General features: G+C 35.7%; 16 protein-coding genes. All 16 read right to left on the bottom strand.

Going from position 1 to position 15415, the window contains the following annotated elements; translation table 11 throughout:
* Positions 1 to 117: 117 nt before the first annotated feature.
* Positions 118 to 471, bottom strand: coding sequence for a phage holin family protein (locus ACMHYH_RS01645; protein ID WP_414839665.1), 354 nt, complete (start codon positions 469 to 471; stop codon positions 118 to 120).
* A complete protein-coding gene (locus ACMHYH_RS01640) occupies positions 471 to 779 on the bottom strand; it encodes a PspC domain-containing protein (RefSeq protein WP_414839664.1) in 309 nt (102 codons plus the stop codon). The genes ACMHYH_RS01645 and ACMHYH_RS01640 overlap by 1 nt, the downstream gene beginning before the upstream one ends.
* 52 nt (positions 780 to 831) lie before the next feature.
* Entirely contained in the window at positions 832 to 2400 is a 1569-nt protein-coding gene (gene liaX / locus ACMHYH_RS01635; protein WP_414839663.1) for a daptomycin-sensing surface protein LiaX, read from the bottom strand.
* A gap of 276 nt (positions 2401 to 2676) precedes the next feature.
* Positions 2677 to 5532, bottom strand: a complete 2856-nt coding sequence (gene uvrA, locus ACMHYH_RS01630) for an excinuclease ABC subunit UvrA (RefSeq protein WP_414839662.1) — start codon at positions 5530 to 5532, stop codon at positions 2677 to 2679.
* Between the two features lie 166 nt (positions 5533 to 5698).
* Complete coding sequence (locus ACMHYH_RS01625; RefSeq protein ID WP_414839661.1) at positions 5699 to 6331, bottom strand: HD domain-containing protein; 633 nt, start codon at positions 6329 to 6331, stop codon at positions 5699 to 5701.
* A gap of 99 nt (positions 6332 to 6430) precedes the next feature.
* Positions 6431 to 6748 carry an ArsR/SmtB family transcription factor gene (locus ACMHYH_RS01620; RefSeq protein ID WP_414839660.1) on the bottom strand — a complete coding sequence of 106 codons (318 nt, stop codon included), beginning with the start codon at positions 6746 to 6748 and terminating at the stop codon, positions 6431 to 6433.
* A 117-nt stretch (positions 6749 to 6865) separates the two neighbouring features.
* Entirely contained in the window at positions 6866 to 7552 is a 687-nt protein-coding gene (gene phoU, locus ACMHYH_RS01615; protein ID WP_414839659.1) for a phosphate signaling complex protein PhoU, read from the bottom strand.
* A 49-nt stretch (positions 7553 to 7601) separates the two neighbouring features.
* Positions 7602 to 8366, bottom strand: coding sequence for a phosphate ABC transporter ATP-binding protein PstB (pstB, locus tag ACMHYH_RS01610; protein ID WP_414839658.1), 765 nt, complete (start codon positions 8364 to 8366; stop codon positions 7602 to 7604).
* Between the two features lie 11 nt (positions 8367 to 8377).
* Entirely contained in the window at positions 8378 to 9184 is an 807-nt protein-coding gene (pstB, locus tag ACMHYH_RS01605) for a phosphate ABC transporter ATP-binding protein PstB (RefSeq protein WP_414839657.1), read from the bottom strand.
* A gap of 23 nt (positions 9185 to 9207) precedes the next feature.
* Positions 9208 to 10092, bottom strand: a complete 885-nt coding sequence (pstA, locus tag ACMHYH_RS01600; RefSeq protein WP_414839656.1) for a phosphate ABC transporter permease PstA — start codon at positions 10090 to 10092, stop codon at positions 9208 to 9210.
* Between the two features lies 1 nt (position 10093).
* Positions 10094 to 11014: a phosphate ABC transporter permease subunit PstC gene (pstC, locus tag ACMHYH_RS01595; protein ID WP_414839655.1), complete on the bottom strand. Its 921-nt coding sequence runs from the start codon at positions 11012 to 11014 to the stop codon at positions 10094 to 10096.
* Between the two features lie 85 nt (positions 11015 to 11099).
* Positions 11100 to 11978: a phosphate ABC transporter substrate-binding protein PstS family protein gene (locus ACMHYH_RS01590; RefSeq protein WP_414839654.1), complete on the bottom strand. Its 879-nt coding sequence runs from the start codon at positions 11976 to 11978 to the stop codon at positions 11100 to 11102.
* 254 nt (positions 11979 to 12232) lie between these two features.
* Positions 12233 to 12901, bottom strand: a complete 669-nt coding sequence (phoU, locus tag ACMHYH_RS01585) for a phosphate signaling complex protein PhoU (RefSeq protein ID WP_414839653.1) — start codon at positions 12899 to 12901, stop codon at positions 12233 to 12235.
* Between the two features lie 28 nt (positions 12902 to 12929).
* Positions 12930 to 13682: a phosphate ABC transporter ATP-binding protein PstB gene (pstB, locus tag ACMHYH_RS01580; protein ID WP_414839652.1), complete on the bottom strand. Its 753-nt coding sequence runs from the start codon at positions 13680 to 13682 to the stop codon at positions 12930 to 12932.
* Positions 13679 to 14497, bottom strand: a complete 819-nt coding sequence (gene pstA / locus ACMHYH_RS01575) for a phosphate ABC transporter permease PstA (RefSeq protein WP_414839651.1) — start codon at positions 14495 to 14497, stop codon at positions 13679 to 13681. Before pstA (ACMHYH_RS01575) ends, pstB (ACMHYH_RS01580) begins: the two co-directional genes overlap by 4 nt.
* Positions 14494 to 15357 carry a phosphate ABC transporter permease subunit PstC gene (gene pstC, locus ACMHYH_RS01570; protein WP_414840326.1) on the bottom strand — a complete coding sequence of 288 codons (864 nt, stop codon included), beginning with the start codon at positions 15355 to 15357 and terminating at the stop codon, positions 14494 to 14496. The genes pstA (ACMHYH_RS01575) and pstC (ACMHYH_RS01570) overlap by 4 nt, the downstream gene beginning before the upstream one ends.
* Between the last annotated feature and the right edge of the window lie 58 nt (positions 15358 to 15415).

The following is a 15415-nucleotide window of genomic DNA, read 5'->3' as shown; positions in this document are numbered from 1 at the left end:
TTTTTCACACAAAACTCCTAGCAAATGATTAAAACTAGTTAATCAGCTACTTCCTTCACAAAAAAACAGTATGCATCGACTCATTCGTCTGATGCATACTGTTGAAATTGGTTTACATTACCAGCTAGTCATTCTTACTCTATTAGTAATGAATGTATTTACAAACGATAGAATAATCGCAACTAGTATCGTTGTTCCAAACGTTCCAAATTGAAATCCTGAACCAACAATGAAAGAAGTCAGACTTAACATGCTTGCATTAATGATAATACTAAACAATCCTAAAGTGAGTAGTGTTATTGGTAAAGATAACAGAATCAAAATTGGTTTAACCGCTATATTCAATACTGATAAAACCAAACTTGCTGCTAACGCAATCCAAATATTTTCTACATAAAAAGTATTTGGAAAAAAGCCAGATAAAGCTAAAAACGTTAGCGCATTAATGACGATGAGTTGCCAATATTTCATTAAAAATCACTCCAATCATCGGAGGATCCTTTCTTTTCTTCACTTACTTTTTCAGCTTCTTTACGTGGTCTGCTCTCATTTTTTTTTTCATTAAATGAGTGATGCCAGTCAGACTTTGCTGAACCTGGAGCTTCTGGTATAACTAATGCTAAAATAATGTATAAAATAATTGGTGAACCAAATCCAAAAACAATCGCAATAGCATAAATAACGCGTAAGAAACTTGGATCAAAATCAAAGTACTCTGCAATTCCACCTAGAACACCGCTGATTACTCGATCATTTTTTGATTTTGTCATTTTTTTCATTTTTATTCATCCTTTCACTACTCTTTATCTAGTTAATAACGAACGATTCATTTCATTCACTCGTATCGTTATCCTTTAAGAAAATATATCCAGTCGTTGTACTAACATTTAGTATAACAGGATTGCTTTCATTGTGTCTTCTAAATTCAAGCAATTGATTGGTCCGATCTTTTTTCTCTTTCATTGTCTCTGTATCTTTCATTCGGTTTTGGATGCTACCTAAATTACTTTTGGCATTTCCTTCAATACTTATCTCTTTTGGAACAGAAACCTTAACTGCACCGTTGACAGAAGTAGCTTCTAAACGTTGCACATCTGTATTTAAGACCGTTAGTTTAACTGTCCCATTAACAGTTGATAAATCAACGCCATTAAACCTTCCCTTTGCAACAATTCCACCATTGATACTGTTAACAATTAAATCTCTCACGTGGCTATCTGAAATAAATACTTTTCCATTCACGCCTTCTGTTTCAATCATCGTAGCTGTTCCTTTTTCAAAGTTAATATCGCCATTTGTGCATTTGATATAAATATCTTTGCCTTCAAAGGCTTCTATTTTAACCGTTCCATTTAGTATTTTAATCGCTGTATGATCGTACACTCTTTCAGGCAAGTAAAAAGTCATATCACATCGAACGCGTTTATTAGGAATATGGAACAAGATTTTTTCATCTGTCACATCGATTGTACTACGTTTTGAGAATGCTTCAAATGGTGTATCTGAATCCATTTTCCCATATAGTTTAATGTCTGCTTCGACTTTAATGTCTTGGCCTTTCCAAGTTTTAAAAGATACATCACCATTCGCTACTTTCACATCAATGATAGATGCTGATGAATCGGGGTAATTAAATTCATGTGTGAATTTTGTAGAAGCTAAGCCCGGCATACGGACATTGACATCCTTCCAGTCCATATTTTCCATCACTGAAGAAAATGTATTTTTCATTAACTTACCAAATTGGTTTCCAGCTTCTGTCATTTTCTCACCAACCTGATTGATTGTTTCGTTAGCTGCTTCTTTCCAATCATCTGGAATTTCAAATTTTTCAATGAGCTGTTTCTTTTGAGAACCCCATTGTTTTTGCTTAACGACACGCAATTGATCTACTAATTTTGTCCGATCTTCTTCTAAATCTTCTAATTGAACTTTGTGTTCTTCAATTTCATGGCTTAATTGTTTTAATTCTGGTTCTTTCTCACTATCTAATGCATCTAAATCTTCTAACGTTTCTAGCACACTAAGCTTTTCTTTTGCTCTAGTTAGCTGTTCTTTAACTTCTACGATTTCAGCATTTTTCTCGTCTAATTGAACAGAATAAGTGGCTGCTTCATTAGCAAGCTTTTCCAGTATCGCTTCTAATTGTTCTTTATCTTTCTCTTGCTCTTTTTCAAATTCATCTTGTTCTTCTTTTTCTGTATCATCATTAGTTGTTTCTTCTACATCTGAAGACGCCATAGGTTCTTTTACAAAGGATTGGTTTTGGGCTGCTGTTTGGTCTCTCTTGACAGCTTCTTTGCCGTCTTTTTTAGCACTGTTTTCCAGTAAGACGAGAGCCTCTTCTGTTGAAATGATTCCTTGTTTCACTAATTCTAAAATTCTTTCTCTTTCTTTCATGATACTATCCCTCCTTGGAATATTCCATCTATCTAGTAAGTGTTTGCCAACGGGTTACTTGTGCGTTGTTCTTATCTATAACCCTATTATGCTTTACTTAATGAATTTTGTCATAGGACTTTAGAACGATTTTCACATGGTTACTTAGACTGAATTTCCTTAAATGATACCCACCTCTATTTTAACACGAACAAGAAAACAGAGGTAGCAAAACACTAGTAAACAAAAAAGCAGACCGTTAAAAAAGGTCTGCTGTCTTATTATTTTTTATTTCTTTTACTCATTGGCTGCTTCAATCGTACGGTTTTTATCTCTTTTTAGAATTTCCTTCAAATAGTATCCCGTATAACTGGCTTTTACTTTTGCAATTTTTTCTGGTGTGCCTGTAGCTAATATCGTTCCGCCACCTGCTCCACCTTCAGGACCTAGATCAATGACATAATCAGCTGTTTTTATGACATCTAAATTGTGTTCAATCACTAAAACAGTATTACCCGTTTCTACTAAACGATTTAACACTTGCAATAAGCGAGCGATATCTTCTGTATGAAGACCCGTCGTTGGCTCATCTAAAATATAGAAATTCTTTCCATCAGATCGCTTGTGAAGTTCACTAGCTAATTTCATTCGTTGGGCTTCTCCACCAGATAACGTTGTTGCTGGTTGACCTAGTGTGACATATCCTAGACCCACATCAATGATCGTTTTCAGTTTACGATGAATTTTTGGAATGTGTTCAAAAAAGACAACGGCTTCTTCAATCGTCATTCCTAGTACATCAGAAATATTTTTGCCTTTATAGCGAACTTCTAGCGTTTCTGAATTGTATCGTGTACCATGACAAATCTCACAAGGAACATAGACATCTGGTAAAAAGTACATCTCTACTTTTAGTATTCCATCTCCTCTACAAGCCTCACAGCGTCCACCTTTTACATTGAAACTAAAGCGGCCTTTTTTATATCCTCTAATTTTCGCTTCATTTGTTGAAGCAAATAAGTCACGAATATCATCAAAAACACTGGTATACGTTGCTGGATTGCTTCGTGGCGTTCTTCCAATTGGACTTTGATCGATACTTATTATTTTTTCTAATTTCTCATAACCAGTCATTTTTTTGAATTTTCCTGGTTTTTGTTTAGAGCGATTCAGTTCACGAGACAAAGCTTTTTTCAAAATCGAATTGACTAACGTGCTCTTACCAGAACCCGATACACCTGTAACGGCTACAAATCGTCCTAATGGAAAATCGACGGTTAGATTTTTCAAGTTATTTTCAGCTGCTCCTGTAATGCGAATCGCACCTTTGTCTTCGTCACGACGAATGCTAGGTATAGGAATAAACTTCTTGCCGGATAAATAAGCTCCTGTTAGTGATTTCTCATTTTTAGCCACTTCCTCTGGAGTACCAAAGGCCACTACTTCGCCACCTTTTTCGCCTGCACCTGGTCCAATATCAATTAAGTAATCCGCTGCAAACATGGTATCTTCATCGTGTTCGACTACAATCAGCGTATTGCCTAAATCACGCATTTTTTTCAATGAGTCGATCAAGCGGTTGTTGTCTCTTTGGTGTAACCCAATTGAAGGTTCATCTAAAATATATAACACACCAGATAAATTGGAACCAATTTGAGTAGCTAATCGAATTCGTTGTGCTTCTCCACCAGATAACGTACCCGACATTCGACTTAGTGTAAGGTAGTTTAAACCTACATTACTCAAAAAGTTTAAACGATCTCGAACTTCTTTTAAGATAGGTTTAGCAATCATACTTTCTTGTTCAGAAAGAGTTAACTCTCCAAAGAAATCAAGCGCTACTTCTATTGGGTAATTATTTACCTCGCCAATATCTTTAGTACCTACTTTTACAGATAAGGCTTGGCGATTTAATCGTTTGCCCTTACAAGTTTGACAGCTTAATTCTGTCATATAAAGACGCATTTGATCCCTTGTAAAATCACTATTTGTTTCTTTGTATCGTCTATCAATGTTGCGAATAATTCCTTCAAAAGGAATGTCAACGTCTCTGATTCCACCAAAATCATTTTTATAATGAAAATGAAACAGTTTATCCTTTGAGCCTTCTAAAATAAACTGCTGCTCTTTGTCTGTCAATTGTTCAAATGGCGTATCTAAATCAATGTCAAATGCTTGGCAGGCTTGTTCTAATAACTGTGGATAATAATTAGAACTGATTGGTTTCCATGGTGCAATTGCCCCTTCTCTAAGAGTCAGAGATTTTTCTGGGATAATTAAGTCCATGTCTACTTCTAACTTGATTCCTAATCCATCACAATCTTCACACGCTCCAAAAGGGGCATTAAAAGAAAACAGCCGAGGTTCTAGTTCTCCAACAGTAAAGCCACAATAAGGACACGCATAGTGCTCACTAAACAGGACTTCTTCTTGATCTAGTACATCTGCAATAGCATACCCTTCTCCTAAACGAAGAGCAGCTTCAAAGGAATCGAATAATCGTGAACGAATCCCTTCTTTGATAACAATCCGATCAATCACAATATCAATATCGTGTTTTTTATTTTTTTCTAATTCAATCTCATCTGAAATATCATAAATTTCTTTGTCCACACGTAAGCGGACATAGCCTTCACTTTTTATTTTCTCAAATATCTTTTTATGCTGCCCTTTTTTCCCGACAACAATTGGTGCTAAAATTTGAATTCTTGTTTTCTCAGGGTATTCAAGTACTCGATCGACCATCTGTTCAACTGTTTGACTTGTAATTTCTGTCCCATCATTCGGACAGATTGGATGGCCTACTCGAGCGTACAAAAGACGCAGATAATCGTTAATCTCCGTAACGGTTCCGACGGTTGAGCGTGGATTTTTACTTGTTGTTTTTTGATCGATGGAGATAGCTGGACTTAAGCCATCAATGCTATCGACATCCGGTTTATCCATTTGACCTAAAAATTGACGAGCATAAGCCGATAAACTTTCTACATATCGCCTTTGACCTTCTGCGTATAAAGTATCAAAAGCTAGTGAACTTTTCCCTGAACCAGATAATCCCGTTATCACAACTAATTTATCTCTTGGAATAGTCACGTCGATATTTTTCAAATTATGTGAACGTGCGCCACGGATTTCAATTTTATCATTTCGCATATAGTTTCTTCCTCTACGATGGATTTTAATCAGTTTAGTTGTTTTTTATTTTACTCTTCTAATGTACCCCAACTAACAAAAAATAGGATAGCAAAATGCCTCCTATCATTTATTTCTTTATTTTATTATAGCACAACTTTCTATCGAAACGAACATTTGTTCCGTTTTATTCATTGACTATTCGTTGCGATATATTTTGAAGTTGTGTTTGATTTGTAAAATCTCCACTTAATAAGTCAGGCAATATATCTGATAAAAAGTACTGAACACTACTCAAATGACTAAATCTTAAAATAGTTTTCAATGATTCTTCATAAATTTCAGCAAAAATATTTTCTGGATTGCCTTTTTGAATTTCTCCAAATGACTCATATAAAAGATCAACCTTATCAGCAACAGACAGAATCTGCCCCTCAAGAGTCTCATCTTTCCCTTCTTTTAATCGCTTAGAATAAATTGCTTGAAATTCTTTAGGCATTTCGTTTCGAATAAAGTTCTCTGTCATCGATTCTTCCACGTCCCCAAGCATTTCTCTTAATTGAGGCGTCGCATATTTAACTGGCGTTTTGATATCTCCAATAAATAACTCTGAATAGTCATGATTTAAAGCTTTTTCATAAAGTGAACGCCAGTCTACTGCATTGCCTTGCTGTTCTTCTACTGTTCCTAAAAATTGTGCAATTTTTGTTACTTTAAAAGAATGGGCAGCAACTGAGTGCTCTTCGTATTTAAACTTACCCGGACAACGAATAATACTTTCTAAATCACTTAGACTTTTGATATATTGGTGCATTCCCATTAGCGCTCATCCTTTACTAGTTAAATTTTTATTATCCTAACACAAACTATGCTTGAAAGCAAAATGCGGTTTTATTCTACGTGAAGACTTCTAAAAAAATCAGTCTTCTTTTTCTTCATTAATATGAATGATACCTTGCTGTAAAATACTATAAACATGGTTATCCATCTGACTATACACCATCGATTTTCCTTTTCGTTGAGCTTTTACTAAGCGAGCTGTTTTCAAAACTTTTAACTGATGTGAAACAGCTGATTGTTCCATATTCATACCTTTGGCTAGTGTTCCAACATTTAATTCCTGATTTTCTAAGAGGTATAAAATCGCAATCCTTGTTGGATCACTGATAATTTTAAATAACTTACTGACTTGTTGGATGGTTTCTTCATCTAATAACAGCGAATCCTGTTTACTCATAGCTCGTCTTTCACTCCTTATCAAATAGGTTACCAGCTTAGTCAATTTAAAGCTAAAAAACTATTGCTTAAGCTACCCCTAGTGAGAATAACATTAACCAATAGTTTTCTTTTAGCTTTATGCTTTTGGAAAAGAATCATTTTTGTTGTGTGTATTTAATTCAGCCATTTTACCTGTATCTAAATAAATAATCCATTCGGAAATATTCGTTACGTAATCGCCAATTCGCTCAATAAAACCAGCAACCAGCATATAATCTGTTGCTCCTAGAACAATTTCTGGATCATTTTTCATTTGGCGAATGCAAGCTTTATAGATTTTTTTGAAATCGTGATCAACATCAATATCTTTCAAAGCTACTTTTTTTGCTTTGGCAACATCTGAACCAACATATGCTTGTAGGACATCTTGTACCATTATTTTAACTTTTTCAGACATTTCTGCAATTTGAGCTTCTATTTCATAATCTCTTTTGTTGCCTTTTACTCGAATCGTTGATTTTGCGATGCTAACAGCATGGTCTCCCATTCTTTCTAAATCTGAACTTGCCTTCATAATGGTAACAATTTTTCGTAAATCTGTTGTAACAGGTTGTTGCAAAGCAATCAATTCAAAACATTTATTTTCTAAATCTGCTTCATCCTTATTGATGGCAATATCGCCAGCAATGACTTCTTTTGCTAGTGCTTTATCGTGATTAACAAAAGCTTTTACGGACTTATAGATTGCCTCATTTACAGCTTTTCCCATCTGAAAAAAATGGATGTGCAAGTCGTTAAGGTCTTCTTCAAATACACGTCTCACTAACTATCACTCCTATTGGTCTATCGTTATTTTTCATTATACCTAACTTTTACCCAAAACGTCCAGAAATATAATCTTCTGTTTCTTTTTTATGTGGATTTGTAAAAATTTGTCTGGTTTCACCATGTTCTATTAAATGACCATCTAAGAAAAAAGCTGTTTTATCTGAAATACGTGAAGCTTGTTGCATATTATGCGTCACAATAATCATTGTATAGTCCTCTTTTAACTCTAACAACATTCGCTCAATCTTTCCACTAGAAACTGGATCTAACGCACTTGTAGGTTCATCTAATAAGATTATTGCTGGTTCAACTGCTAGAACTCTCGCAATACAGACCCGCTGTTGTTGACCACCAGAAAGTGCTAAGGCACTTTTTGATAACTTATCTTTAACGTCTTCCCATACTGCCGCTTTTTTCAAACTAGCTTCTACTATTTCTGCAATTTTAGCTTTATCTTTCATTCCTGCAATTCTCAAGCCGTATGCAACATTTTCGAAAATAGAAAAAGGGAAAGGATTGGGTTGTTGAAAGACCATTCCAATTTTCTTTCTCAACTCAACAGTATCCATCTTAGGACTATAAATATCTTTGTTTTCAAAAGTCACATTGCCCGTTACAGTTACATCTGGAATCAAGTCATTCATCCGATTTAATGTTCTTAAATAAGTTGATTTACCGCATCCACTAGGACCAATTAAAGCCGTAATCTCGTTGGGTAAGAAATCTAACGAAACTCCTTTTAACGCTTCTTTTTTCCCATAATATAAATGGACATCTTTCGTTTCAATAATATGGTTTTCACTCGTCATTCTATTTCCTCCTAGCCAAAGTTACCTGAAACGTAGTCCTCAGTCGATTGGATTTTTGGTCGTGTAAATACTTTTCTTGTCTCATCGTATTCAATGACATTTCCTAAATAAAAGAAGGCAGTATAATCACTAATTCGTGAAGCTTGCTGCATATTGTGTGTCACAATAATAATCGAATATTTCTCTTTTAATTGAAGCAATGTATCTTCAACTTGACTTGTAGAGATTGGATCTAGTGCACTTGCAGGTTCATCAAGTAAGAGTACATCTGGCTTTAAAGCAATCGCACGAGCAATACACAACCGTTGCTGTTGACCACCTGATAAAGCGAGCGCATTTTTATGCAAATCATCTTTCACTTGTTCCCATAGAGCAGCTTGTTTTAAACTTGTTTCCACTGCTTCATCTAGTGCGCTTTTATCTTTGACACCGTGACGTTTTAAAGCAAAACTGATATTGTCATAAATTGATTTACTAAAAGGGTTTGGACGTTGAAAAACCATTCCAATATTTTTACGCATTTCATATACATCCGTCTCAGGTGTATTGATGTCTTTGCCATGATACAAGATTTCCCCTGTTACTCTGGCAATTTGAATCTCGTCATTCATCCGATTTAATGAGCGTAAATAAGTCGACTTGCCACAACCACTTGGCCCAATCAAAGAGGTAATTTTATTTTCTTCAAATTCTAGCGTTACTCCTTTTATCGCTTCGTTTTGTCCGTACCAGACATGCAAGTCCTTTGTGGAGAGATCAACAGATGCATCAGGTTTCATTTTGATAATATGTGTTTCAAGGTCTACTTTTTCTGACATATTTTATCCTCCCTAACTATTCTTTAGCCTGCTGTAATTTTTTTCTGTAGTTTCTTTCCTAAGTAACGAGCAATTAGATTAAATAATAAAACTGAAATAATTAAGACAGCTGAAGCCCCTGCTGAGACTTTCGCACCATCTGGCATAACACCTTCACTGTTAATTTTCCAAATATGAACAGCCAGTGTTTCAGCTGGACGCATCACGTTTAGCGGACTTGAAATAGACAAAGGATTCCAATTTGTAAAATCTAATGCCGGTGCACTTTGACCAGCTGTATAAATCAATGCAGCGGCCTCACCAAAAATTCGGCCTGCAGCTAGAATCATTCCCGTTAATATCCCGGGTAGAGCAGCAGGTAAAACAACCAAGTTAACGGTTTCCCAGCGAGACAAACCTAGTGCTAATCCGGCTTCACGTTGCGTTAGTGGAATAGCTCTAAGTGAATCTTCAATTGTTCTTGTCAATAGAGGAAGATTGAATAACGTTAAGGCCATAGCCCCTGAAAGAATTGAAAAACCTAATCCCCATTGCAAAACAAATACTAAGAAACCAAATAATCCAACAACAACAGAAGGAAGTGAACTTAGCACTTCAATAATGGTCCGAATAAAATCTGTAAATAGATTCTTTTTTGCGTATTCAGATAAATAAATAGCTGCTCCTAGAGAAATAGGCGTACTAATCAACATTGTTAAAATAAGTAAGTAAAATGAGTTATATAACTGAATAACAATTCCACCACCTGGTTGAAAGGATTTAGAAGGTGTTGTTAAAAATTCCCAAGAAATTTGAGGAATGCCACGCCATAAAATAAAGGCTAGCAAACTAAATAAAATTAAAACAATTACTCCAGCCATTGCGTATAAAAAGCCAACAGCAATTTTGTCTATCTTTTTGGCATTCATGTTAGTTCATAGCCCCTTTCTTTCCAATCCAACGGGTTAAAATATTGAAGAATAAAGCCATAACTAATAAAATTAGCGCCAATGACCAAAGAACATTGTTTTCAAGTGTCCCCATTACTGTATTCCCCATGTTCATTGTTAGAATACTTGTTAACGTCGAGGCTGGTGTAATCAAATTCGTTGGCATCAATGCCGCGTTTCCAATAACCATTTGAACAGCTAGAGCTTCTCCGAATGCACGAGCCATTCCAAAAACAACCGCCGTTAACAACCCTGGTGTCGCACTTCTTAAAACTACTTTATAAATCGTTTGCCACCTTGTTGCTCCTAGGGCCAGCGAAGCTTCTCTGTAATACCGCGGAACGGACTTTAATGTGTCTACAGACATACTTGTGACCGTTGGTAAAATCATGACAAACAAAACAATTGCCGCAGAAATTATTCCAAATCCACTTCCACCGAATGTATTGCGCATAAAGGGTACGACTACGGATAAACCAATGAAACCATAGACAACAGAAGGAATCCCTACTAATAATTCAATCACTGGCTGTAAGATTTTTTTACCCACGGTTGGTGAAATCTCCGTCATAAAAATAGCTGCTCCTATCGCAAAAGGAGTCGCTACTGCTGCTGCTAATAACGTTACAATGAACGAACCAGCAATCATAGGCAATGCTCCAGTCAACGGCTTGCCATTTTCTCCGATGCTTCCTGGATTCCAAATTTTACCGGTTAGAAAATCAATTAGTGAAACACCATCTTTAGTAAACGTTGCTATTCCCTTACTTGCAACAAAATATAAAATAGATAACACAACAAAAACAATAAATGCTATACATAAAAAACTAATTGTCTTCCCTATTTTTTCAAGTCTACTCTTACCCGAATGTTCAGCTAGTTTTTTTTGACTATCGTCCAAAAGAAGCCCTCCTCTTATTCTTTCTTTTCTTACTGATGAAAAACACTACTTTTACACCTTATTTTTTCAGTTTTCAATCTGATTCTTATTCAGTTTCTTTAAGGACTTCCGTTGTGATTCCTTTAGCATCTCTTTCGAATTCCATTTGATTAGTCGGAATGTACCCAAGCGCACCGATTAGTGTTTCTTGTACTTCATCCGACAAGATGTAGTCTAGAAAGTCTCTTGTTAAGCCTGTTGGTTCTCCATTCGTATACATGTGCTCATAAGACCAAATAATCCATTTGTTTTTTTTGACATTTTTATCTGTTGGCTTGACTCCTTCAATAGACAATGCTTTAACCGTATCGTCTACATATGAAAAAGCAACGTAACTAATTGTCCCCGGTGTGCTTGCAACAATTTGCCTAACGGTCCCACTGGATTCTTGTTCTTGGGTTACGATACTTTTCGAGCCCTCTGTAAGAACCCACCGGTCAAAAGTAGCTCGTGTCCCACTTCCTGATGAACGATTTAGTACAGTAATTGGTAAGTTTTTTCCACCTAACTCTTTCCAGTTTGTGATTTTACCAGTAAAAATTTTGCTTAAATTCTCTAAGCTAATATCTGTCACTCCAACTTCTGGTGTAACAATTGGAGTAATTCCAACGACTGCTACACGATGATCCACTAATTTTGATGCCTCTATTCCACTTTTTTCTTCTGCAAAAATATCTGAGTTGCCTATATCTACAGCATCAGCAGCAATTTGTCCTAGTCCTGTTCCACTTCCTCCACCTTGAACATTGATGAATTTACCAAAATTTTCAGATCCATATTGTTCGCCTGCTGCTTCAACTAGTGGTTGTAAAGCAGAAGAACCGACAGCTGTAATAGACTCTTCGCCTTCAAGTGGGCTACAAGCTGCTAAAAAAATAGTTGATATAAACGCAATAGCTAATTTATTGTATCGATTAAATTTCATGATTTGCCTCCTAGGTAATAATAGAATCCCTACATTTACTCATCATAACGTACTTTTGTAAAAGTTTGCCGGTTTAATTGTAAATTTTATGTAAATAAAATCTTGAATCTACTGTCATCTTAGCGTTTTTACTTTTAAAGCGCAAAGAAAACACTAGCTAGCTGACTTTTTCCGTTTGTTTATAGCGATTTTAACAAATAAAAAAACCTCTTTATTACTTGAGATGTATTCCTTACTCAAGCAACAAAAAGGATTTAATTAAGATGATTTGAATTTAATTCGGCTATTTTACCGGTTTCAAGATAAATAATCCATTCACAAATATTGGTTACATAATCTCCGATACGCTCTAAGTTCTTAGCTACTAAAAGATAATCGGTCCCACCAATGACTAAATTGGTGTCTTTTCTCATCTCTTTTATACTTCGCTCGAAAATTTCTTTAGAAAGGGTGTTAATTGCATCATCACTTTCAGCAATCTTTCGAGCTTTTTGATCGTCTCTTTCTAAGTAAGCTTCTAGTACTAATTGAACCAACACTTTTACCTTTATCGATAATTCATGAATCTTTTCTTCCATTTGCGGAATACGTTCTTTGCCTTTTACACGAATAGTAGACTTTGCAATGCTGACCGCATGGTCTCCCATTCGTTCTAAATCAACACACGCTTTCATAACCGTCACAATTCTTCGTAGGTCACTCGTTACCGGTTGTTGCAGTGCAATTAATTCAAAACACTTATTTTCTAACAGTAACTCCGCTTCATTTATTTTATAATCTTGATCGATTACTTTTTGTGCTAATTCTTTATCATGAGTAGTAAATGATTTGACTGATTTACCTATCGCTTCGTCAACTAGTGTTCCCATTTCTGAAAAGTGATCGTGCAAAGAGGTCAATTCTTCTTCAAAATTTTGTCTCATTTAACCAGCTCCTACCTCTTATCATTTTCTAACCAAAACGTCCCGAGATATAATCTTCTGTTTCTTGTTTTTTAGGATTAGTGAAAATTTTTCTTGTTTCATCACATTCGATAATCTTTCCGTTTAAAAAGAAAGCTGTTTTATCTGAAATACGTGAAGCCTGTTGCATATTATGAGTAACAATTACTAATGTGTAGTCTTTTTTTAATCCTATGACTAATTCTTCAATTTTAGCTGTAGAAATAGGGTCTAAGGCACTTGTCGGTTCATCCATTAACAGAACCTCTGGATCAACCGCTAAGGCACGAGCAATACAAATTCGTTGCTGTTGTCCACCAGATAAAGATAGAGCATTTTTTTTCAAATTATCTTTAACTTCTTCCCAAATAGCTGCTTTACGCAGACTTTTTTCCACTAGTTCATCTACTACTTGTTTGTTTTTGATGCCATGAGTCCTTGGTCCATAAGCAATATTATCATATATACTCATTGGAAATGGATTGGGTTGCTGGAAAACCATTCCAACTCGTTTACGTAGAAGATTAATATTGCACTCTTTTGCATAAATATTTTCATCATCCATTTTCACTTCTCCACTTATTGTACAGCCTTCAACTAAATCATTCATTCTATTTAAGGTTTTAATTAACGTTGATTTTCCGCATCCGGAAGGTCCTATAAAAGCTGTTATTTCATTTTTTAAAATAGATAAATTAACATGATGGAGAGCTTGAAATTTTCCATAAAATAAATCCAACTCTTTAATAGTCACTTTGCTCATTTTGTTGTCTCCTTTGTCAGTCGGCTACTAAGGTACGTTGATAATGCATTAATAATCAATACAGTTAAAATCAAAACAACACCCGTGGCATAAGACTCATTGACATGCTGTCCTTCACTAGATAAGACGTACATGTGTAAAGCAAGTGTTCGCCCAGAAGAAAATAAGCTATCTGGTAAATTAGTTGAGGTGCCCATTGTATACATTAATGCTGCTGTTTCTCCTACAACTCTTCCACTAGCTAAGATAACACCAGATAGAATTCCCGGCATCGCTACAGGCAAAACTATTTTAAAAATCGTTCTCAGTTTTCCAGCTCCCAAGCTAAAGCTTGCTTGTCTCAAAGAATCTTTAACAGAAAGGAGAGATTCTTCTGTTGCTCGAATAATCAGTGGTAAAACCATGATAACCGCTGTTAAAACGCCCGCTAAAAGAGAATACTGAAAACGTAGAAATGTCACAAAAAATAACATTCCGAATAGACCATAAACAATGGATGGAATAGCTGCTAGTGTATCCGTTGCTATGCGAATCAGTTCTACTACTTTATTGTTTTTTCCTGCGTACTCTATGAGGTAAAAGCCCGTAAATACTCCAATAGGTGTTGCTATAACCAACGTTAATCCGACAACCATAAACGTTGTTAACAAGGCTGGTAGGAGAGAAACGTTAGTCGTTGTATAGTGAAAAGAAAATAGCGCAGGGGTTAAATGTGGAAGCCCCTTAATTAAAATAAAGCTAATAATAAAAAACAACGATCCAAATGTTATTAAGGCTGAAAAATAAACCAATCCTTTAATGTAATTACGACTCATCTAATGGCCTCTTTTCGTTTGATTAATAGAAAGATGCCATTAATCAGTAAAATAAAACCAAACAAAACAACAGCTGTTGCAATCAATGCTTCGCGGTGTTGGCCGGTAGCATAAGACATCTCCAAAACAATATTTGTTGTTAACGTTCTAACTCCTTGAGTTAGCGAGTCAGGAATGCGTGGTTGATTTCCAGCAACTAAAACAACAGCCATTGTTTCTCCAATCGCACGGCCGATCCCTAGGATAATAGAAGATAAAATACCTGATTTAGCCGCAGGTAAACTCACTTTCATAATCGATCGCTCATGACTAGCTCCTAAAGCTAAACTGCCACTATAATAACTTTTTGGAACGGCCCGAATAGCTGATTCTGACATCCCAATAATTGTTGGTAGAATCATAATCCCTAATAAAAGAATAACGGTTAGCATATTCATACCTGTTCCTCCAAAAAGACGACGCATAAAAGGAACGATTAACTGTAAAGCGAAGAATCCGTACACGATAGAAGGTATCGCCGCCATCATATTAACGGCAGGCTTTAATACCTTATATAGTTTAGCAGGGCAAAATTCAGCCATGAACACAGCTGTTAGCACCCCGACAGGGACACCTATCACAATTGCTCCTAAAGTAACGGTCACAGAGCCAATAATCATAGGTAAAATACCAAACGCAGCCGGAGTATTTGATGGTGCCCATTTTTCTCCCAATAAAAAATTACTCAGTCCATACTCTGCAATAAAGGGTATGCCGCCACCAAAAACAAAGATACCTATTAAGATGATTGCCATCACAGAGATCAAAGCCGATACAAGAAAGACTCCTTGCATAAAACCATCTAATTTTTTTACTTTCATCTTTTTATTTCTCACTGCTATCACTCAAATCTACTTTATTGTTTTTCTCTATTCGAGG

The sequence above is a fragment of the Carnobacterium sp. TMP28 genome (assembly GCF_047553015.1).
Classification (GTDB): Bacteria; Bacillota; Bacilli; order Lactobacillales; family Carnobacteriaceae; genus Carnobacterium_A.
The sequence above is the reverse complement of the archived record's forward strand: the minus strand, read 5'-3'. Positions and strand labels throughout refer to the sequence as shown.

What these genes read in the sequence shown, in the direction of transcription:
- ACMHYH_RS01620 (WP_414839660.1), bottom strand. Translation starts at nt 6,748, where the DNA reads ATGAGTAAACAGGATTCGCTGTTATTAGATGAAGAAACCATCCAACAA.
- ACMHYH_RS01645 (WP_414839665.1), bottom strand. Translation starts at nt 471, where the DNA reads ATGAAATATTGGCAACTCATCGTCATTAATGCGCTAACGTTTTTAGCT.
- ACMHYH_RS01590 (WP_414839654.1), bottom strand. Translation starts at nt 11,978, where the DNA reads ATGAAATTTAATCGATACAATAAATTAGCTATTGCGTTTATATCAACT.
- ACMHYH_RS01640 (WP_414839664.1), bottom strand. Translation starts at nt 779, where the DNA reads ATGAAAAAAATGACAAAATCAAAAAATGATCGAGTAATCAGCGGTGTT.
- pstB (WP_414839657.1), bottom strand. Translation starts at nt 9,184, where the DNA reads ATGTCAGAAAAAGTAGACCTTGAAACACATATTATCAAAATGAAACCT.
- liaX (WP_414839663.1), bottom strand. Translation starts at nt 2,400, where the DNA reads ATGAAAGAAAGAGAAAGAATTTTAGAATTAGTGAAACAAGGAATCATT.
- pstC (WP_414840326.1), bottom strand. Translation starts at nt 15,357, where the DNA reads ATGAAAGTAAAAAAATTAGATGGTTTTATGCAAGGAGTCTTTCTTGTA.
- pstA (WP_414839651.1), bottom strand. Translation starts at nt 14,497, where the DNA reads ATGAGTCGTAATTACATTAAAGGATTGGTTTATTTTTCAGCCTTAATA.
- pstA (WP_414839656.1), bottom strand. Translation starts at nt 10,092, where the DNA reads ATGAATGCCAAAAAGATAGACAAAATTGCTGTTGGCTTTTTATACGCA.
- ACMHYH_RS01625 (WP_414839661.1), bottom strand. Translation starts at nt 6,331, where the DNA reads ATGGGAATGCACCAATATATCAAAAGTCTAAGTGATTTAGAAAGTATT.
- phoU (WP_414839653.1), bottom strand. Translation starts at nt 12,901, where the DNA reads ATGAGACAAAATTTTGAAGAAGAATTGACCTCTTTGCACGATCACTTT.
- uvrA (WP_414839662.1), bottom strand. Translation starts at nt 5,532, where the DNA reads ATGCGAAATGATAAAATTGAAATCCGTGGCGCACGTTCACATAATTTG.
- pstB (WP_414839652.1), bottom strand. Translation starts at nt 13,682, where the DNA reads ATGAGCAAAGTGACTATTAAAGAGTTGGATTTATTTTATGGAAAATTT.
- pstB (WP_414839658.1), bottom strand. Translation starts at nt 8,366, where the DNA reads ATGACGAGTGAAAACCATATTATTGAAACGAAAGATGTCCATTTATAT.